This window comes from Phreatobacter sp. (assembly GCF_051860605.1).
Lineage (GTDB): Bacteria > Pseudomonadota > Alphaproteobacteria > Rhizobiales > Phreatobacteraceae > Phreatobacter.
Genome location: NZ_JBHYDR010000006.1, coordinates 1 through 17,209, shown reverse-complemented (window position 1 = coordinate 17,209; position 17,209 = coordinate 1). Strand labels below are relative to the sequence as shown.

The following is a 17,209-nucleotide window of genomic DNA, read 5'->3' as shown; positions in this document are numbered from 1 at the left end:
GCCATGCGCTCCAGCCGCCGCACACCCTTCGACACCTTCCGGCGCGGTCCGCGGCGTCGCGAGGACGGGTTCCTGCGCGAGACCTTCACCCTGCCGCGTGACCTTGCCCGCGAAAAAGCGCGCGAGGTCTTCGCGCGCTTTCCGAAGGCCGCCTACATGACCGAGGTCGAGTTCTGGCGCGAATGCGAGGACGGCTCCATCGAGTTCACGATGCGCCGCCTCCCGACGGCCGACTGAGGCCGGGCCTCACTCGTCCTCGCCGTCCCCGGTCTCCTCGTCCTCGTCCTCTTCGTCTTCCGGACCCATCTCGTCGAGGCCGGTCAGGGCGGCGACGGGAATGCGCTCGCGGAAGAAGTCGCCCTCCTCGCCGATCCACAGACAGAGGGCCTCGCCGTCCTCGACCGAAGCCACGGTCAGGGCCTGGCCGCCCGATTTCAGCACTACAACGTCACCGGCATTGAATGTCATGGATAGCCTCCGTGTCTGGGACACGGAATGCTAGGCCGGCGAGGTGACAGGCCGATCACAGGACAGCGACGGCCCTGTGGCCATCGCTGTCAGCGGCGGGCGGCGAGCCCTTCCATCAGCGCGCGGATGCCGAAGGTCCAGCGCGGACATTCGGTGGACAGGCGCACGCGGTTGGTCAGGCTGCCGAGTTCCGGGCTGGCGATGGTGACGATGTCGCCCACGCGGTGGGTGAAACCCTTGCCCGGTGCCTCGCGGTCCTGGATCGGCGCGAACAGCGTGCCGCAATAGAGCACGAGCCCGTCCGGATACTGGTGGTGAGCACCGATGGCCTGGGCGGCCAGATCCTCCACGTCGCGCGAGATCGCCGCCATGTCGCTGCGCCCGTCCATGACGAAGCCGTCGTCGCCCGTCACCTTCAGCGACACCTGCATGGCGCGCACGGCGTCGATGCCGAACGTTGCATCGAACAGGCGCACGAAGGGGCCGAGGGCGGCGGAGGCGTTGTTGTCCTTGGCCTTGCCCAGGAGGAGGGCCGAGCGGCCCTCGACATCGCGCAGGTTGACGTCGTTGCCGAGCGTCGCCCCGACAATGGTCCCGGCCGAGGAAATGACCAGCACCACCTCCGGCTCCGGATTGTTCCAGGTGGAGATGGGGTGCAGGCCGACATCGGCGCCGGTGCCGACCGAGGAGAGGACGGGGGCCTTGGTGAAGATCTCCGCGTCGGGGCCGATGCCAACCTCGAGATATTGCGACCAGAGGCCACGCTCCTGGAGATGGGTTTTCAGGGCCGCAGCCTCCGGGGAGCCGGGCTTCAGGCCCTTCAGCTCGCCGCCGATGATGTCGCCGATCTCGGCACGGATCGCCGCCGCCCGCTCGGGCGTGCCCTTGGCCTGTTCCTCGATGACGCGCTCGACCATGGAGATGGCGAAGGTGACGCCCGCCGCCTTCACCGCCTGCAGGTCGATGGGGGAAAGGAAGAACGGTTTGCCCGCGTCGCGGCCGTCGGGAGGGGTATTGGCCAGGATGTCGGCAAGGTCGCCGACATGATCGCCCGTGGCGCCGGCCAGCGCGGCGGCCGGGTCCGGCCGGTCGAACAGGTCGGAGGTGGTCGGGAAGCTGGTGGTGACGTCGAAGACGCCGCCGCTGCGGACCGCGACCACCGAGGGGCCGAGGCCGGGCCGCTCGACCCGGCCGACGAGGGTGCCTTGCGTGCCGTCGGCGGGCAGGGCGGTTTCAGGGGTGAGGGTGATGGCCATCAGATGCACCGCCCGCCATCGACTTCCAGCACCACGCCGGTGAGGAAATGGCCCGGATCGGCCGCGAGGAACAATGCCGCATCGGCAATGTCCTTCGGGGTCGAGAGGCGTCCCATGGGAATGGACGCGATGAACTTGGCGCGCATGTCCGGGGTGTCCTCTCCCATGAAGGTGCCGAGCAGCGGCGTGTCGCCCGCCACGGGCGCCAGCGCGCAGACACGGATCCTGTCGGGCGCCAGTTCCACCGCCATGGATTTGGTGAGCAGGTTCACCGCGCCCTTCGAGGCATTGTACCAGGCAAGGCCCGGCCGCGGCCGGATGCCGGCGGTGGAGCCGACATTGATGATGACGCCGCCGCCATGCTCGCGCATGACCGGGACGGCGGCATGGGCGAAGTGGAAGATCGACTTCACGTTGACGTCGAAGACGCGGTCGAAGGTCGCCTCGTCCACCTCCAGCATCGGCCGGTTGCGGTGCGAGGTGCCGGCATTGTTGACGAGAATGTCGACGCGGCCGAAGCGCTCGACCGTCTTCGCCACGGCGCGCTGCACGTCCTTCGCCTTCGAGACATCGCATTTCAGGCCAAGGGCCCTCCGGCCGAGGGCCTTGGCGGCTGCCTTCGCGCCGTCCTCGTTGAGATCGAGCACTGCGATGCGTGCGCCCTCGCGTGCGAAGGTCTCGACAATGCCGAGACCGAAGCCCTGTGCGCCGCCTGTAACGATGGCGACCTTGTCCTTGAGACGCATGAAGTCCTCCTGAAGGGGATGCTTTTGAGTTGAGCGCGGCTGGGTCTATTCGGCGGCAGCGAGGTCGGGCCTCGGCAGCCGCTCGATCCGTTCGATCTCGGGACCGAGCAGGTCCTGAGCCGTCTCCAGCTCGAAATCGGCCTGCAGGCCGAGCCAGAAGCCTGGAGTCATGCCGAGGTGGCGGGCGAGGCGCAGGGCCGTATCGGCGGTGATGCCGCTGTCCTCCCTGACGATCCTCTCGATCCGCGTCCTTGGAACGCCAATGGCCTTCGACAGACCATAGGCGGTCAGTCCGAGAGGGCGCATGAACTCCTCGCGGAGATATTCGCCAGGATGAAGTGGCGCCATGCGCCGGCTTCCGGGACGCACGGCCGATCGATCGACCGGCGTGTCGGGCGTGATCGGGTCAGCGGTGGTAGTCGACGACCTCGACGTCATGGGGACCATCCTCCTGCCAGTCGAAACAGATGCGCCACTGATCGTTGATCCGGATGGACCAGTGGCCCAACCGATCTCCACGCAGTTTCTCAAGGCGGTTGCCGGGCGGCACAAGCAGGGACTGCAAAGTCTCGGCCCGATGCAGCGCGCGCAGCTTGATGAAGGCGGCGCGGGCCAGATCAGGCGGGAAGCCCCTGGCATGTTCGCGATGAAAGAGCGCGTGGCTCCGCTTGTCCCTGAAGGTCCGGATCATGGGCCATATGTATCATCGAACGATACGTATCATCGTATGATACGTCAACCGTGGCTGATCACGATGGTCTTGGAGGCGGAGAACTCGTAGAGCGCCTCGAAGCCCTTCTCGCGGCCGTGGCCGGACTTCTTGACGCCGCCGAAGGGCAGCTCGATGCCGCCGCCCGCGCCATAGCCGTTGACGAAGACCTGGCCGCAGCGCATGGCGCGCGCCACCCGCATGGAACGCTTCGCGTCGCGGCTCCAGACGCCCGCGACGAGCCCGAAATCGGTGCCGTTGGCCAGGCGGATGGCGTCGGCCTCGTCGTCGAAGGGGATGGCGGAGAGCACCGGCCCGAAGACCTCGTCGCAGGCCAGCCGGTTTGACCGCGGCACCGGGCCGAACAGCGTGGGCGAGACGTAATAGCCGTTGGGCGGCAGGTTCGGTGCGAGCTGGCCCTCGGCGAGCACCGGGATGCCGTCGGCACGGGCGCGGGCGACGAAGTCCTCGACGCGCGTCTTCTGCCCGGGGGTGATCATCGGGCCGCAGTCGAGATCCATGTCCCAGGCCCCGACGCGCACGGTGCGGAACCGCTCGGCGACGCGCTCCACCAGTTCGTCATAGGCCGGGCGCTCGATCAGCATGCGGGACCCTGCCGAACAGGTCTGGCCGCCATTCTGGATGATGGCGTTGACGAGCGTCGGCACGGCCGCATCGAAATCGGCGTCCCTGAACACGACCTGCGGGGACTTGCCGCCGAGTTCCAGCGTGCAGCCGATATGGTTCTTCGCGGCGGCCGCCTGGATCAGCGTGCCGACCTCCGGCGAGCCGGTGAAGGAGATGAAGTCGATGCCGCGGTGGGAGGAGAGCGCCGCGCCGGCTTCCTCGCCGAGCCCGGTGACGAGATTGAGCACGCCGGGCGGAAAACCGACCTCCAGGGCCAGTTCGCAAATGCGGATGAGCGACAGGCAGGCGTCCTCGGCCGGCTTGACCACGCAGGTGTTGCCGCAGGCGAGCGAGGCCGCCACCGACCGTCCGAAGATCTGCGCGGGATAGTTCCACGGCACGATATGGCCGGTGACGCCATGGGGATCGCGCACGACGGCGACCGTATAGCCGTTGAGGAAGGGGATGGTCTCGCCATGCACCTTGTCGGCGGACGTGCCGTAGAACTCGAAATAGCGGGCGGCGGCCGTGATGTCGGCCTTGCCCTGCTTGGCCGGCTTGCCGGTGTCGATGCTCTCCAGCATCGACAGGTCCTCGTGGTTGGCGAGGATGGCCTCGCCGAGCTTGCAGAGCAGCCGGCCGCGCTCCGTGGCGGTCATCCGGCCCCAGGGGCCTTCCTCGAAGGCCGTGCGGGCGGCGGCCACGGCGCGGTCGATATCCGCGGCGGCCGAGCGCGGCATCTGCGTGAGGACGGCGCCGTCCGACGGCCCGATCACGTCCAGCACCGCGCCGCCCTGCGCCTCGACCAGCCGTCCGTCGACGATGTTGAGGAAGGCGCGCGCGAAGGCACGGGTGGCGGCGGGATGGGTCTGGACGGTCATGGGGGCCTCCCCCGTCGAACGGGTCTGTCGGGTGTGCCGGTGCGTTCACGCGCCGGATCGGGCGCGCACGCTAGCGGCAGCGCGGCGCCGGCGGAAGGGGGCCGGCGTGCATGAACGCTGCTCGAGCCGGCAATGGACCGGCTCTCAGTAGCGCGACAGGATCTGGGCCAGTGCCAGCAGGCCGCCGGCGCCGGCCGCGACCCCGATGAGGAACAGGGCAAGGCCGCCCACGACGCCGAGGCGGCCACCTTCGCTTCGGGCCGGTGCCGGCCCGGAGGGGCCGCCCGTCCTCGCGGATTCGGCTTGAGCGGCCTCGGTTGCGGCGGTTGAAGGACCGATGGGGGCCTCAGCCGCACCGGCGGCGACCAGCCGTGCAGCTCCCGCAGGGGCCGAAAAGGCTTGTGCCGAAGAAGCCTCCGGGAGCGGGATCGCGGCAGGCGCGGCCATGACGGGCATCGCGGCCGCAGGCGCCGGCTGTGCGGGTGCTGCGTCCAACTCCGACGCCATCGGCGGCAGGGCCAGCAGCCGATCCCGCTCGATCAGGCGGCGGGCCATGTAGCGGGTGATCCGGTCGGCGATCCTTGCGGGGTCCTCGGCCTCGGCCAGCACGACACGGCCGTTGCGGGTGTCCTGCAGGAAGCGGTAGGTGCGCCGGTCGCGGCCCATCTCGACGAAGGCGATCATGTCGATCCACAGGCGTGGCGTGTCGCCCGGCGTCAGGCCGATATCGAACAGGTCGATGCCTTTCGGCACCTCGGCAAAGGCTGGCCCCAGCCTGTCGCGCAGGATGGCAAGCCGCGATTCGGCCGCCTCGCGCAGGGCCACGACCACACCGGTGCGCTCGGCCTCCTCGATGCGGACGGCGCGCAGCGCCTCGGTGAGCGGGCGGGCAGGGCGGACGGGATCGCTGCCGGAGGCTGTCGAGGCCTGGGCATTCGCGAGTTGGGCATTCAGGTCTTGGGCGGTCATGGCGGCTCCGTGCCGGTGCTGCCGGACAATCAGGGTTAACGGCAAGATAAGGCCTCTCGCGGCCTGACCCAAGGGGCCATCGAACCGAAACGGCGGTTGCACCGGCACGGCCCGCCCGCGGATCGGAACCTTTTGCCTCCGTGCAGGTTTGCAGCGCAGACCCGTGCCGGCGGCCGTCATGCCGGTGTGTCACCTCCCGCGGCCGTTCACGGCGGCGGGCTTTGTCGTTTGGGGGGACCCTTCATGATCGTCCAGGTATCGGCAGCGCTGGAATACGAGTTCTTCGGCTCGACGCAGGTCGTGCTGGAAATCCAGCCGGCCACCTCGCCCGACCAGGTCATCCGCGAGGAAAGCCTGACCCTGCCAGACGTGCCGTGGCGGTCGGATGTGGCGCCAAGTGGACGCCGGCGCCTGCGCGGCGTCGTGTCGGGGCGCGTGTCACTGGGTTACACGGGCACGATCGACAATGGCAGCCGGGCGCTGCTTCCCGCCAGCGGGCGCATGGAGGCGTGGAGCGATCTGCCCGACGACGTGATGCCCTATCTCCTGCCCAGCCGGTTCTGCCCTTCGGATTCGCTGTCGCGCTTCGCCAACCGGACATTCGCGGAGGCCGGCGACGGTGTCGCACGGGTCATGGCGGTCATGGACTGGATCGCCGAGCATGTCGATTACGTGCCGGGCGCCAGCGTGGCCCAGACGGGCGCCGACGAGACGTTCACGACCCGGGCCGGCGTCTGCCGCGACTTCACCCATCTGGCGATCGCACTGTGCCGGGCGCTCAACATCCCGGCCCGGGCGGCCAGTGTCTATGCGCTCGATCTCGATCCGCCCGACTTCCACGCGGTGACCGAGGTCTATGTCGGCGGGGCCTGGTGGATGGTGGATCCGACGCGGCTCGCGCCCGTCGAGGGCATGGTCCGGATCGCCGAAGACCGCGATGCCGCCGACATCGCCTTCATGACCACCGACCGGCCTTGCACTGTCATCTCGCAGACGATCACCGTGTCCCGGGCCTAGCGGCGGGGCGGGTTTGCTCCGGAAGCCCGAACTGGCGCAGCGCTTCTCCAGTGACCATGGACGGCGCGCAGCCAGTTGACGTGCCACGTCATTGTGCCTCGCCGGTGACACCTGCCTCCAATACTGTCTATTCCGAACAGGAAACGCACGCGACGGACAGTGCCGGGTCTTGAACGGCTCCAACATTTTCGGTCAAGATAACGTCGACTCAGCCGTCTGGCTTGTGCTGACGTAAGGATCCATCGATGAAGAGACTTTTCCTGGCCACCACAGCCTTGGTTGCCTTCGCTGCCGGCGCTCAGGCTGCCGACCTCGCCGTTCCGCGCTCGCCGATCGCGTCGGCCGTGGTCATGCCCGCCTTCAGCTGGACCGGGTTCTATGTCGGTGTCCATGCCGGCTTCGGCTTCGGACGCTCGACGGGTTTCGGCCCGGGCCCGTTTCCCGCCAATACTTCGGGGCCGCTGATCGGTGGTCAGGTCGGCTTCAACTACCAGATCAACCAGATCGTTCTCGGTGCTGAGGCAGATCTGGCCTTCGCCGCCATCAGCGGCCGCGACGACGTGACCCTGCCGGGGTTTGCCGCGCACTACCGCACCCACATGCTCGGCTCGGTTCGTGCCCGCGCCGGCGTCGCCGTCGACCGCGCGCTCCTCTATGTCACGGGTGGCCTCGGCATCCAGGGCGGATCGTTTGCCACGAATCCCGGCCCGGGACCGGAACGGTATTCGCGTCTCGGCTGGACCGTCGGTGCCGGCGTCGAATATGCGATCACCCCGAACTGGACCGCCAAGCTTGAGTACAGCTACTACAATTTCGGCACCCATACGCTGGGGCCGCTCTATGTGGGAACGGTTCAGTCGCACGTTCATACCGTCAAAGTCGGCCTGAACTACCTGTTCTCGACCGGCTCATCGGCCGTCGTCGCCCGCTACTGACAGCGACCGGCAGCACTGAAGACCCAACGGGCCGCCTTCGGGCGGCTCGCTTGCGTTTGGCTCAGACTTGGCCGGGAAAGCCGAGCTGGCGCAGCGCTTCTCCAGTGACCATGGCGGCCGAGACCGCCACGTTGAGCGAGCGCAGGCCCGGCCTCATGGGAATCAGGATCCGCGCATCGGCCGCATCATGAACGAGGTCCGGCACGCCGGCCGATTCGCGGCCGGCCATGACCACGTCGCCCGGGCGGAAGCCGAAAGCGGTGTAGGGCAGGGCGGCGGCGGTCGTCATCAGTACGAGGCGTCGGCCCTCACGTCGCCGCCAGGCCTCGAAGGCGGTAAAATCGTCGTGTCGGGTCCAGTCGACATGGTCGAGATAGTCCATGCCGGCGCGCCGGAAGGCCGGCGCCGAAACCGGGAAGCCGGCCGGCTCGACGATATCGGCGCCAAGGCCGAGACAGGCACACAGGCGCAGGACCGTGCCGGCGTTCTGGGCAATGTCGGGCTGGTAGAGCGCAAGGCGGATCATCGCGTCGGTCCTGGTGGTTCGGCGGGTCCGGGCAGCATGGCGCGCGGCGGCGGGCGGGGATGGGGCCACAGGGATGCGGCCCGCATGTGCAGCCCGCGCAACCCTGCGACGAAGGTGCCATATGTCGCATTGCGGTGTGCTGATCCACGCACTGGACATCACCTTATAACGATGCGAATAAGCCAGCGCCGAGACAGGTTCCCGCGTGGATTCCCGTAAAAATGCCCTCCCCCGGGGGCAGCCGGCGACGAGGCGCCCCTTGACGGCGGCCTCGCGCAGGGCAAGACGGTCCGCGCCGGGCTCCGGGATGGGGCTTTTCCGGCTCCTGCGGCGCGATCGAGGCCCTGGAGGGGCCATGAGCGAAAGGACGAAGACAGTGGCAAGCGTTCAACATGCCGAGGGCGATCGTCGCGATTTCCTGTTCCTGGCGACGGGCGCGGCGGCAGCGGTGGGCGGTGCGGCAGCGATCTGGCCGTTCATCAGCCAGCTTGCCCCGGATGCCGGAACCGTGGCGGCGGGTGCCCCCGTCGAGATCGACCTTGCGGCGATTGCCGATGGCGCGCAGATCAAGATCCTGTGGCGCGGCAAGCCCTATTTCGTGCGCAGCCGCACGGCAGCCGAGATCAAGTCCGCGCAGGAGGTGGACGTCGCCACGCTGCGCGACCCGCAGCCCGATTCGGCCCGCGTGAAATCCGGCCACGACAAGTGGCTCATCGTCGCCGCCAACTGCACGCATCTTGGCTGTGTGCCGCTCGGCAACCAGGGTGACTATGGCGGCTGGTTCTGCCCGTGCCACGGGTCGCATTTCGACACGTCGGGCCGCATCCGCCGGGGTCCGGCACCCACCAACCTGCCCGTGCCGCAATACGAGTTCGTCTCGGAAACGCGCATCCGCATCACCGGCGCCGCGGCGGCCTGACGAACGTATCAGAGGTTACAAGACCATGCAGGGCCATTCCCATTACGTCCCGAAGACGGGCATCGGAAAGTGGATGGACGCGCGCCTGCCGCTGCCGCGCCTCGTCTACGATTCCTTCGTCGCCTATCCGGTGCCGAAGAACCTCAACTATGCCTGGACCTTCGGCGGCATCCTCTCGATCATGCTGGTGTCGCAGATCGTCACCGGCATCGTGCTCGCCATGCACTACACGCCGCATGTCGACATGGCGTTCAACTCGATCGAAAAGATCATGCGGGACGTCAATTACGGCTGGATGCTGCGCTATCTCCACGCCGTCGGCGCCTCGATGTTCTTCGTCGCGGTCTATATCCACATGTTCCGCGGCATGTACTACGGCTCCTACAAGGCGCCGCGCGAGGTGCTCTGGATCCTCGGCGTGATCATCTACCTTCTGATGATGGCGACCGCCTTCATGGGCTACGTGCTGCCCTGGGGACAGATGTCGCTGTGGGGCGCGGTGGTCATCACCAACCTGTTCTCCGCCATCCCCCTCGTCGGCCCGACCGTGGTCGAGTTCCTGTGGGGCGGCTACTCGGTCGACAACCCGACGCTCAACCGCTTCTTCTCGCTGCACTACCTGCTGCCGTTCATGATCGCCGGCGTGGTGGTCCTGCATGTCTGGGCCCTGCACGTCACGGGTCAGAACAACCCGACCGGCGTCGAGGTGAAGGACATCAAGAAGGACACGGTGGCGTTCACGCCCTATGCCACGCTGAAGGATGCGGTCGGCCTCGTCGCCTTCTTCATCGTCTTCATGTATTTCGTGTTCTTCCAGCCGAACTATCTCGGCCACGCGGTCAACTACGTGCCGGCCGACCCGCTGGTGACGCCGCCGCACATCGTGCCGGAATGGTACTTCCTGCCGTTCTACGCGATCCTCCGCGCCATCACCTTCGACATCAACCTGGTGATCTTCACCATTCCCTCCAAGCTCGGCGGCGTTCTGGCCATGTTCGCGGCGATCGCCGTGCTGGCCTTCCTGCCCTGGCTGGACACGTCGAAGGTGAAGTCGACCGCCTATCGCCCGCTGCACAAGCAGTTCTTCTGGGCCTTCGTCGTGGTCTGCGTCATGCTGGGATGGCTCGGGTCCAAGCCGGCCGAATATCCCTACACGGTGCTGTCGCTCATCTTCACCGGCCTGTACTTCGCCTACTTCCTGGTGGTCCTGCCGCTGCTCGGCCTGTTCGAGACGCCCAGGCAGATTCCGGCCTCGATCGCTGATGCGGTCCTGCAGAAGAAGGGCAAGGGCGCCGCTCCGGTCACGGCGGGCGCCACCGCCGCGCCCGAGACCAGGGGCTGAGGCAGCGAGACATAAGGACCATAACGATGAAGCGTCTCTCCCTCAGGCTCGCGGCCGCCGGCCTCCTCGGCCTCGGCCTCCTCGCCGCGGCGCCGGTCACGGCCGCCGAGCAGGTCCCCCCGCCGCGCGCGTCCTGGAGCTTCTCCGGCATGTTCGGCCTCTATGACCGGGCGCAGCTGCAGCGCGGCTTCCAGGTCTACAAGGAGGTCTGCGCGGCCTGCCACGGCATCGGCCTCGTGTCGTTCCGCAACCTGTCCCAGCCGGGCGGGCCGGGCTTCACCGATCCGCAGGCGGCGGCGATCGCGGCTGACTGGCTGCACAAGGTTCGCGAGATCGGCGACGACGGCCAGCCGGCCGAGCGCACGCCGCGCCTGGCCGACCGCATTCCCGGTCCCTTCGCCAATGTGAAGGCGGCGGAAGCGGCCCATGGCGGCAAGGCGCCGCCCGACCTGTCGCTGATGGCCAAGGCGCGGTCCTACGAGCGCGGCTTCCCCTGGTTCGTCTTCGACATCTTCACGATGTACCAGGAGCAGGGTGCCGACTATCTGAAGGCCTTCCTGACCGGCTACGAGGAGGGTCACGAGACCCCGCCGGGCACCAACTACAACAAGTACTATCCCGGCAATTTCGTCAGCATGCCGAATGTGCTGCAGGACGGCCAGGTGGCCTATACCGACGGCACGCCGCAGACGGCCCGCCAGTATGCCTCCGACGTCACGGCCTTCCTGATGTGGACCGCCGAGCCGCATCTGGAGGCCCGCAAGCGCATCGGGTTCCAGGTCCTGGCCTTCCTGCTGCTGCTGTTCTTCCTGGTCTATTTCACCAAGAAGAAGGTCTGGTCGCGGCTCGAAGGCCACGCCTGATCCCTGCCGGCGATCCGGGGTTGACGAAGGGCCGCTCGCGCGGCCCTTCTTCGTTTCAGGCTTTGCAGGGGCAGGGTATGGCACGGGCGGTTCTCGGCATCATGGGCGGGTCGGGGCTCTACGACCTGCCGGGGCTTGAGCAGATCGAGGACCTGACCATCGCCTCGCCTTGGGGCCTGCCGTCGGCGCCGCCGCGGCGCGGCCGGATCGGCACCACCGAGATCGTCTTCATGCCGCGTCATGGCGTGGGCCATGCCATCGGCCCCTCGGACATCAATTACCGCGCCAATATCGACGTGATGAAGCGGGCGGGGGTCACCGATCTCGTCTCGCTGTCGGCGGTCGGCTCGTTCCGGGAGGACCTGCCGCCCGGCCTGTTCGTGCTGGCCGACCAGTTCATCGACCGCACATCCCGCCGCGAGCCGAGCTTTTTCGGGCGGGGCTGCGTCGCCCATGTCGCCTTCTCGCATCCGGTCGGCCCGCTGCTCCAGGCGCGCGTCGCGGCGGCCGCCGCTGCCGAGGGCATCGACCACCGGACCGGCGGCACGGCGGTGTGCATGGAGGGGCCGGCCTTCTCGACGCTGGCGGAAAGCCTGTTCCACAAGGCTCAGGGCTGGGACCTGATCGGCATGACCTCGATGCCCGAGGCCAAGCTCGCGCGCGAGGCGGAGATCTCCTACGCCTTCGTTGGCATGGTCACCGATTTCGATGCCTGGCACGAGGAGGTGGGGCCGGTGGACGTGGCGCAGGTGATCCACCACCTGCACGCCAATGCCGACAAGGCACGGCGGCTGGTGGCGCGCCTTGCCCGCGACTTTCCGGCCGAACACGAGGCCTGCCCGGTCGGCTCCGACCGGGCGCTCGACATGGCGATCATCACGGCGCCGGAGGCGCGCGATCCGGCCCTGCTGGCCAGGCTCGATGCCGTTGCCGGGCGGGTGCTCGCCCCGCGCCCGGCCTGAGGCGGATCAGAACCAGGCCCAGTCGCCGTAGCGCCAGCCGCCGGCGACGAAGAAGACCATGCCGAGGACGACCTTCAGCACCAGGACGGCGACGATGACGGCGGGAATGGCGGCCAGCGTCGCCTTGAAGAAGAAGCCCATCAGCCGGGTGAAGGGCACGTCGAGGGCCGTCACCGTGACGGGGGTCGGACCGGCATAGACAGGCTGGGGAGCCTGAGGCAAAGGCGATTGGGGCATGGTCATGAAACTCTCCGCATGAAGGCGGGGGCGGGTTGGTGCCCGCTTCCCCTGGTGGTCGCACCCGCCGTAAGAGTTACGAATGCGCCGGGCGGCGCGCCAATGAATTCGCGGTAAGGTTCGGATCAGCCATGACCCTCGTCGACGACCTCAAACAGGCCATCCGCACCATCCCGGATTATCCCCGGCCGGGCATCATGTTCCGCGACATCACCACGCTGCTCGGCAATGCGCGCGCGTTCCGGCGGGCCGTGGACGAACTGGTCCAGCCCTGGGCCGGCGCGAAGGTGGACCAGGTGGCCGGCATCGAGGCTCGCGGCTTCATCCTGGGCGGGGCGGTGGCGCACCAGTTGTCCGCAGGCTTCGTGCCGATCCGCAAGAAGGGCAAGCTGCCGCATGCGACGGTGCGCATGGCCTATGCGCTGGAATATGGCACCGACGAGATGGAGATCCATGTCGATGCCATCCGCCCCGGCGAACGGGTCATCCTGGTCGACGACCTGATTGCCACCGGCGGCACGGCCGAGGGCGCGGTGAAACTGCTGCGCCAGATCGGCGCCGATGTGGCGGCCGCCTGTTTCATCGTCGACCTGCCCGAGCTTGGCGGGGCGGACAGGCTGCGGGCCATGGATGTGCCTGTGCGCACGCTCGTGGCCTTCGACGGGCATTGAAGGGGGGTGTCATGAGCCAGGGCATCGACCGGCGCGGATTTGCCGGGGGCGCGGCGGGGCTCGCCGTTTTCGCCGGCACCAAGGCCGGAGCGGGCGAGGGACCGGCCGGCCGCTGGCTTGCCGAGGATATCCGCGGTGGCGGCGTCGTCGACCGTATCCAGACGGTTCTCGACATCGCGGGCGACGGTCGGGTCTCCGGTTCCGGCGGCTGCAACCGGATTGCCGGGCAGGCCCGCATCGAGGGTCCGGCCATCTCGTTCTCGCAGATGGCCTCCACCCGCATGGCCTGCCCGCCGGCCGTGATGGATCAGGAGATGAAGTTCCTCTCCGCGCTGGGCGAGGTCCGTCGCTGGCGCATCGACGGGCCGCGCCGGAAGCTCATCCTCGAGGATGGCAATGGCGCGGTGCTGGTCGTGCTGGCACGGCACGCGGGCTGAGCGGGTCCCTGAATCGGGAAGGCCATGGAGGCGCTGACCTGCGCCTCCATGGCCCTCTGGGCACCGTCCGCCCGGTGCCCGGCGCGCCCGTGAGCACGCAACTTTCCTGAAACTCTAGCGGCAGCCGACCGGGGGCCTGCTTCCACGCGGACATGAACGCCCGAAATTGCGGCCGGTTCCGTACCAGGACCCGTCGGAACTGCGCTCCCAACCGGCCCCGAAATTGGAGCCCGTGCCGGTGATGCGGCCGCGCGAGATGTCGTAGCCGCTGCCGAAATTGCGGCCGGTGCCGGTGACACGGTTGCCCTGGCGCTCGAAGCCGCCGCCGAAATTGCGCCCCGTGCCCTGATAGGTCGTGGTTCCCGAGCGCCGCGAGCGGCGGACATCATAGCCGCGGCCGAAGCGGTTGCCCTCGCCAATAAGGTTGCCCTGCCGATCGGCACGGTACTGGGCCGGCTCGATGGCGTGGCAGGGAACGGCCAGTCCGGCGGTCGCGATCTGGCCGGCCAGCAGCAGGGCAAGCGTTGCGCTCATCGTTCCGGATCCCCGTCGTTGCCCAAAGGCATCGCGCCGCCGCGTTTCAGTCCGGTGGCGGGCGGATCAGCACGGTCTTTCCGGATCGACGGTCCAGCGGCCCTTGCCGAGGCAGTCCATCGCGACCTCGATGCAAGGCCCGCACCATCGGGGGCTATGTCCGGCGCCGTTTCACCGCATCGGCAGCGGCCAGCGGATCCCATCCGCTGCCGCCTCCGGTCCGGCCGCTTCCTCGCGCCGGCTGAGCCCAGTCGGGCGCTGGCCTTGCCTCGAAGCTGAGCGCGGTGAAGTCGGCGAGCTCGATCGACGCGGCCCTGATGTCCGGGACGTGCGCAATCTGCGGGAGAGCTTCGAAGGGCAGCAGCATCAGCCGTCCGCCAAGCGAGTACACCATGCCGGGGCGCCGGCCCCAGGGGTTGAACTGAAGGGCTCCGACCTCCGGGGGAATGGTGCCGAGCACCCTGCCGCCAGCATCGACGAGGCGCCGGTCGCCAAGCAGCGTCTGCTCCAGCCTGAGCCCATCGGGCATCGACTGGACCCAGCCATTGGCGAAGTCGGACTGCGCCGTATAGTCCTGACGGTCACTGGCGCCGAAGGCACGGTGCCAGCGCAGGAGATCGACAGGGCGGGCCCCGTCTGCCTCGGTCCACACCCTCGCCGTCATGCCACGGGGCAGGGGAGCCGGACCGCTGCCGGCCGGTCCCTCGCGGGCGCCGATGCGATGCAGCACGATGCTTGAGTCCGAGAGGAAATAGCCGCCGGCGCCCCAGTGGTCGCCGATGTGCCACAGCCCGTGGGCGGTCAGCCAGGGCGGCTTGGACAGCACGGTCCAGCTGTCATAGCCCTTGGAGCAGAAGCTCAGCAGCCATTCGCCGCCGGGCGAGAGGTCGTGGATCTCGACCGTACCCCTGTACCAGTGGCCGACCGCGAAACTGTCCTTTCGGATATCCCAGAGGATCAGGCATGTGAGACGGCGCGGCCCGCGCCGTGCAATGACGGCGAGCGGCACCGTCGGTGACAGATGAAGCGACAGCTTGCACCGGGCGGGGGTGGACATGGACAGATCTGGGGTCGCAAGGGGAAGGCTTTCGTCTGACCCGGTAGTCGCTGCAGGCCGCCAGCGGGTTCACGCCGACCCCGTCACATCGGCAGGAAGACCGAACCCTCGAAGGAGAAGACCAGTTCGCCGTGCTGGTTCACGCCGGTGTTCAGCGAGAAGGCGATGCCGGTGCCCGGCCGCGAGGCCAGCGGCCGCTTGCCGGTATAGTCGGTGAAATAGGTCACCGTGTCGCCGGCACGCACCGGCTTCGGCCATTTGAGGTTCTTGAACCCGCCGGAGGGGCCGTTCCAGCGCGGCGGCAGGCCCTGCGCCGCGCGCTCGGCCGCGACGCGCTTGCCGTGCTCGACCTTCAGGCGCATCCAGATGCTGCCGGTATGCCAGCCGGAGGCGACGAGACCGCCGAAATGGGTCGCCGCTCCCGCCTCCTCCGAGAGGTGGAAGGGCTGGGGGTCGAACTGCCGGGCAAAGGCGATGATCGCCTCGGGCGTGAACGTGTGCGAGCCGAGCTCCTCGCGCGCGCCGATGACGATCTGGTCGTACATGGGTCAGGCCGTCCCCGGGTTGCGCCGGCCGAACAGGATCGGGTTGGTCTGTTCCATCACCACCTCGCCCTTCTGGTTCAGCAGCTCCAGACGGAAGCGCACGATGCCGCGGTCCGGCTTCGAGGCCGAGGGGCGCGCATCGAGCACCTCGCGGCGCACCGAGAGGACATCGCCGGGAAAGACCGGCTTCAGCCACCGCACCTCGTCGATGCCGGGCGAGCCGAGCGAGGTGGATCCGTTCATGAAGCCGTCGAAGATCATCCGCATCAGGAGCGAGCAGGAATGCCAGCCGGAGGCAGCAAGCCCGCCGAGCATGGAGGCGCGGCCCGCCTCCTCGTCCAGGTGGAAGGGCTGCGGGTCGAACTCGGACGCATAGGCGATGATCGCCTCTTTCGTCACCTCGTGGGCGCCGAAGGTGACGATCTCGCCGGGCACGAAATCCTCGAAGGCGGGGTAGGGTGTGGCTGACGTCATGGCGACCTTGCAGTCAGGATTGCCTGAACTCTTTATGCCGGAAACCGGCGGCGCCGTCCGTCTGCCGTTCGGTGGGTTGCTGTACCAACCGCCGGACGGCAGAGGTCAGTTGGCGAAGCGGAAATGCAGCACGTCGCCGTCGGCGACCACATAGTCCTTGCCCTCGAGGCGCAGCTTGCCGGCATCGCGGGCCCCCGCTTCTCCGTTCAGCCCGACATAGTCGTTGAAGGCGATGGTCTCGGCGCGGATGAAGCCCTTCTCGAAGTCGGTGTGGATGACGCCGGCGGCCTGCGGCGCGCGCGTGCCCTTCGTGATGGTCCAGGCGCGGGCCTCCTTGGGACCGACCGTGAAATAGGTCACCAGCGCGAGCAGCTCGTAGCCGGCCCGGATGACGCGGTTCAGGCCAGGCTCGGCAAGGCCGACGGCCTCCAGGAAGTCCGCCTGGTCCTCGACCGCCATCACGGCGATCTCGCTCTCGATCTTGGCCGAGACGACCACGGCGCGCGCGCCCTCGGCCTTCGCCCGCTCGACCACCCGTTCGGAAAAGGCATTGCCCTTGTCGGCGGCGGCTTCCTCGACATTGCAGACATAGAGAACCGGCTTGGTGGTGAGCAGGTTCAGCATGGCGAAGGCCTTCGCCTCCTCCGGTTTCACCTCTGTCATGCGCGCCGGACGGCCGTCGCGCAGATGGACGAGGGCGCGGTTGACGAGGTCCATCTGCTCCTTGGCTTCCTTGTCGCCCGAGCGCGCCTTCTTCTCCAGGGTGAAGACGCGCTTCTCCAGGCTCTCCAGGTCGGCCAGCATGAGTTCGGTCTCGATGGTCTCGATATCGGCGATCGGGTCGACCTTGCCCTCGACATGGGTGATGTCGCCGTCCTCGAAGCAGCGAACCACATGGGCGATGGCATCCACTTCGCGGATATTGGCGAGGAACTGGTTGCCCAGGCCCTCACCCCGCGAGGCGCCGCGCACGATGCCGGCAATGTCGACGAAGGTGATGCGGGTCGGGATGATCTGGGCCGATTTGCCGATGG

Annotated in this window: 23 protein-coding genes; 9 read left to right on the top strand and 14 right to left on the bottom strand. The window is 68.2% G+C overall.

The annotated features are described in order from the left end of the window. Positions 1–3: 3 nt before the first annotated feature. Entirely contained in the window at positions 4–237 is a 234-nt protein-coding gene (locus ACTIFS_RS11750; protein WP_439574290.1) for a hypothetical protein, read from the top strand. Between the two features lie 9 nt (positions 238–246). On the opposite strand, the gene ACTIFS_RS11745 is transcribed toward ACTIFS_RS11750, so the two are convergent. The 7 genes from ACTIFS_RS11745 to ACTIFS_RS11715 form a co-directional block, all read right to left on the bottom strand. Beyond that, positions 247–468 (bottom strand): YodC family protein, encoded by a 222-nt coding sequence (locus tag ACTIFS_RS11745; protein WP_439574289.1) that lies wholly within the window; start codon positions 466–468, stop codon positions 247–249. Positions 469–557: 89 nt separating this feature from the next. Beyond that, the gene (locus ACTIFS_RS11740; protein ID WP_439574288.1) at positions 558–1,724 is read right to left on the bottom strand and encodes a fumarylacetoacetate hydrolase family protein; all 1,167 of its coding nucleotides are present in this window, start codon (positions 1,722–1,724) and stop codon (positions 558–560) included. Continuing rightward, positions 1,724–2,470, bottom strand: a complete 747-nt coding sequence (locus ACTIFS_RS11735) for a glucose 1-dehydrogenase (protein ID WP_439574287.1) — start codon at positions 2,468–2,470, stop codon at positions 1,724–1,726. The genes ACTIFS_RS11740 and ACTIFS_RS11735 overlap by 1 nt, the downstream gene beginning before the upstream one ends. Positions 2,471–2,515: 45 nt before the next feature. Next, positions 2,516–2,818, bottom strand: coding sequence for a HigA family addiction module antitoxin (locus ACTIFS_RS11730; RefSeq protein ID WP_439574286.1), 303 nt, complete (start codon positions 2,816–2,818; stop codon positions 2,516–2,518). 58 nt (positions 2,819–2,876) lie between these two features. Then, a complete protein-coding gene (locus ACTIFS_RS11725; RefSeq protein ID WP_439574285.1) occupies positions 2,877–3,161 on the bottom strand; it encodes a type II toxin-antitoxin system RelE/ParE family toxin in 285 nt (94 codons plus the stop codon). 44 nt (positions 3,162–3,205) lie between these two features. Beyond that, on the bottom strand, positions 3,206–4,687 hold the full coding sequence (locus ACTIFS_RS11720; RefSeq protein WP_439574284.1) for an aldehyde dehydrogenase family protein: 1,482 nt from the start codon (positions 4,685–4,687) through the stop codon (positions 3,206–3,208). A gap of 144 nt (positions 4,688–4,831) precedes the next feature. Further along, positions 4,832–5,656, bottom strand: a complete 825-nt coding sequence (locus ACTIFS_RS11715) for a hypothetical protein (RefSeq protein WP_439574283.1) — start codon at positions 5,654–5,656, stop codon at positions 4,832–4,834. Positions 5,657–5,899: 243 nt separating this feature from the next. Between ACTIFS_RS11715 and ACTIFS_RS11710 the strand changes: the two genes are divergently transcribed. Both ACTIFS_RS11710 and ACTIFS_RS11705 read left to right on the top strand, forming a co-directional pair. Next, a complete protein-coding gene (locus ACTIFS_RS11710) occupies positions 5,900–6,673 on the top strand; it encodes a transglutaminase-like domain-containing protein (RefSeq protein WP_439574282.1) in 774 nt (257 codons plus the stop codon). Between the two features lie 245 nt (positions 6,674–6,918). After that, a complete protein-coding gene (locus tag ACTIFS_RS11705; protein WP_439574281.1) occupies positions 6,919–7,608 on the top strand; it encodes an outer membrane protein in 690 nt (229 codons plus the stop codon). A 61-nt stretch (positions 7,609–7,669) separates the two neighbouring features. On the opposite strand, the gene ACTIFS_RS11700 is transcribed toward ACTIFS_RS11705, so the two are convergent. Then, positions 7,670–8,134 carry a tRNA (cytidine(34)-2'-O)-methyltransferase gene (locus ACTIFS_RS11700; protein WP_439574280.1) on the bottom strand — a complete coding sequence of 155 codons (465 nt, stop codon included), beginning with the start codon at positions 8,132–8,134 and terminating at the stop codon, positions 7,670–7,672. A 355-nt stretch (positions 8,135–8,489) separates the two neighbouring features. Between ACTIFS_RS11700 and petA the strand changes: the two genes are divergently transcribed. The 4 genes from petA (at position 8,490) to ACTIFS_RS11680 (ending at position 12,220) form a co-directional block, all read left to right on the top strand. Then, positions 8,490–9,053: a ubiquinol-cytochrome c reductase iron-sulfur subunit gene (petA, locus tag ACTIFS_RS11695; protein WP_439574279.1), complete on the top strand. Its 564-nt coding sequence runs from the start codon at positions 8,490–8,492 to the stop codon at positions 9,051–9,053. Between the two features lie 25 nt (positions 9,054–9,078). Next, positions 9,079–10,395 (top strand): cytochrome b, encoded by a 1,317-nt coding sequence (locus ACTIFS_RS11690; RefSeq protein WP_439574278.1) that lies wholly within the window; start codon positions 9,079–9,081, stop codon positions 10,393–10,395. A 26-nt stretch (positions 10,396–10,421) separates the two neighbouring features. After that, the gene (locus ACTIFS_RS11685) at positions 10,422–11,258 is read left to right on the top strand and encodes a cytochrome c1 (RefSeq protein ID WP_439574277.1); all 837 of its coding nucleotides are present in this window, start codon (positions 10,422–10,424) and stop codon (positions 11,256–11,258) included. Between the two features lie 77 nt (positions 11,259–11,335). Then, complete coding sequence (locus tag ACTIFS_RS11680) at positions 11,336–12,220, top strand: S-methyl-5'-thioadenosine phosphorylase (protein ID WP_439574276.1); 885 nt, start codon at positions 11,336–11,338, stop codon at positions 12,218–12,220. Between the two features lie 6 nt (positions 12,221–12,226). On the opposite strand, the gene ACTIFS_RS11675 is transcribed toward ACTIFS_RS11680, so the two are convergent. Continuing rightward, positions 12,227–12,463, bottom strand: coding sequence for a hypothetical protein (locus ACTIFS_RS11675; RefSeq protein WP_439574275.1), 237 nt, complete (start codon positions 12,461–12,463; stop codon positions 12,227–12,229). A gap of 125 nt (positions 12,464–12,588) precedes the next feature. On the opposite strand from ACTIFS_RS11675, the gene ACTIFS_RS11670 reads away from it, so the two are divergent. Continuing rightward, a complete protein-coding gene (locus ACTIFS_RS11670) occupies positions 12,589–13,128 on the top strand; it encodes an adenine phosphoribosyltransferase (protein ID WP_439574274.1) in 540 nt (179 codons plus the stop codon). A gap of 11 nt (positions 13,129–13,139) precedes the next feature. Beyond that, positions 13,140–13,565, top strand: a complete 426-nt coding sequence (locus ACTIFS_RS11665; RefSeq protein ID WP_439574273.1) for an META domain-containing protein — start codon at positions 13,140–13,142, stop codon at positions 13,563–13,565. A 114-nt stretch (positions 13,566–13,679) separates the two neighbouring features. On the opposite strand, the gene ACTIFS_RS11660 is transcribed toward ACTIFS_RS11665, so the two are convergent. The 5 genes from ACTIFS_RS11660 to ychF all read right to left on the bottom strand — a co-directional run. Next, on the bottom strand, positions 13,680–14,099 hold the full coding sequence (locus ACTIFS_RS11660) for a hypothetical protein (RefSeq protein ID WP_439574272.1): 420 nt from the start codon (positions 14,097–14,099) through the stop codon (positions 13,680–13,682). A gap of 154 nt (positions 14,100–14,253) precedes the next feature. Continuing rightward, complete coding sequence (locus ACTIFS_RS11655) at positions 14,254–15,156, bottom strand: hypothetical protein (RefSeq protein WP_439574271.1); 903 nt, start codon at positions 15,154–15,156, stop codon at positions 14,254–14,256. Between the two features lie 83 nt (positions 15,157–15,239). Beyond that, positions 15,240–15,701 (bottom strand): MaoC family dehydratase, encoded by a 462-nt coding sequence (locus ACTIFS_RS11650; protein WP_439574270.1) that lies wholly within the window; start codon positions 15,699–15,701, stop codon positions 15,240–15,242. 3 nt (positions 15,702–15,704) lie between these two features. After that, positions 15,705–16,175 (bottom strand): MaoC family dehydratase, encoded by a 471-nt coding sequence (locus ACTIFS_RS11645; RefSeq protein WP_439574269.1) that lies wholly within the window; start codon positions 16,173–16,175, stop codon positions 15,705–15,707. Positions 16,176–16,280: 105 nt separating this feature from the next. Next, the coding region (ychF, locus tag ACTIFS_RS11640) for a redox-regulated ATPase YchF (protein WP_439574268.1) at positions 16,281–17,209 on the bottom strand (929 nt) is incomplete at its 5' end.

Coding starts and splice junctions, on each gene's coding strand:
- ACTIFS_RS11715 (WP_439574283.1), bottom strand. CDS start 5,656: ATGACCGCCCAAGACCTGAATGCCCAACTCGCGAATGCCCAGGCCTCG.
- ACTIFS_RS11675 (WP_439574275.1), bottom strand. CDS start 12,463: ATGACCATGCCCCAATCGCCTTTGCCTCAGGCTCCCCAGCCTGTCTAT.
- ACTIFS_RS11735 (WP_439574287.1), bottom strand. CDS start 2,470: ATGCGTCTCAAGGACAAGGTCGCCATCGTTACAGGCGGCGCACAGGGC.
- ACTIFS_RS11710 (WP_439574282.1), top strand. CDS start 5,900: ATGATCGTCCAGGTATCGGCAGCGCTGGAATACGAGTTCTTCGGCTCG.
- ACTIFS_RS11740 (WP_439574288.1), bottom strand. CDS start 1,724: ATGGCCATCACCCTCACCCCTGAAACCGCCCTGCCCGCCGACGGCACG.
- ACTIFS_RS11690 (WP_439574278.1), top strand. CDS start 9,079: ATGCAGGGCCATTCCCATTACGTCCCGAAGACGGGCATCGGAAAGTGG.
- ACTIFS_RS11665 (WP_439574273.1), top strand. CDS start 13,140: ATGAGCCAGGGCATCGACCGGCGCGGATTTGCCGGGGGCGCGGCGGGG.
- ACTIFS_RS11645 (WP_439574269.1), bottom strand. CDS start 16,175: ATGACGTCAGCCACACCCTACCCCGCCTTCGAGGATTTCGTGCCCGGC.
- ACTIFS_RS11720 (WP_439574284.1), bottom strand. CDS start 4,687: ATGACCGTCCAGACCCATCCCGCCGCCACCCGTGCCTTCGCGCGCGCC.
- ACTIFS_RS11655 (WP_439574271.1), bottom strand. CDS start 15,156: ATGTCCACCCCCGCCCGGTGCAAGCTGTCGCTTCATCTGTCACCGACG.
- ACTIFS_RS11750 (WP_439574290.1), top strand. CDS start 4: ATGCGCTCCAGCCGCCGCACACCCTTCGACACCTTCCGGCGCGGTCCG.
- ACTIFS_RS11650 (WP_439574270.1), bottom strand. CDS start 15,701: ATGTACGACCAGATCGTCATCGGCGCGCGCGAGGAGCTCGGCTCGCAC.
- ACTIFS_RS11700 (WP_439574280.1), bottom strand. CDS start 8,134: ATGATCCGCCTTGCGCTCTACCAGCCCGACATTGCCCAGAACGCCGGC.
- ACTIFS_RS11660 (WP_439574272.1), bottom strand. CDS start 14,099: ATGAGCGCAACGCTTGCCCTGCTGCTGGCCGGCCAGATCGCGACCGCC.
- petA (WP_439574279.1), top strand. CDS start 8,490: ATGAGCGAAAGGACGAAGACAGTGGCAAGCGTTCAACATGCCGAGGGC.
- ACTIFS_RS11745 (WP_439574289.1), bottom strand. CDS start 468: ATGACATTCAATGCCGGTGACGTTGTAGTGCTGAAATCGGGCGGCCAG.
- ACTIFS_RS11670 (WP_439574274.1), top strand. CDS start 12,589: ATGACCCTCGTCGACGACCTCAAACAGGCCATCCGCACCATCCCGGAT.
- ACTIFS_RS11730 (WP_439574286.1), bottom strand. CDS start 2,818: ATGGCGCCACTTCATCCTGGCGAATATCTCCGCGAGGAGTTCATGCGC.
- ACTIFS_RS11685 (WP_439574277.1), top strand. CDS start 10,422: ATGAAGCGTCTCTCCCTCAGGCTCGCGGCCGCCGGCCTCCTCGGCCTC.
- ACTIFS_RS11705 (WP_439574281.1), top strand. CDS start 6,919: ATGAAGAGACTTTTCCTGGCCACCACAGCCTTGGTTGCCTTCGCTGCC.
- ACTIFS_RS11725 (WP_439574285.1), bottom strand. CDS start 3,161: ATGATCCGGACCTTCAGGGACAAGCGGAGCCACGCGCTCTTTCATCGC.
- ACTIFS_RS11680 (WP_439574276.1), top strand. CDS start 11,336: ATGGCACGGGCGGTTCTCGGCATCATGGGCGGGTCGGGGCTCTACGAC.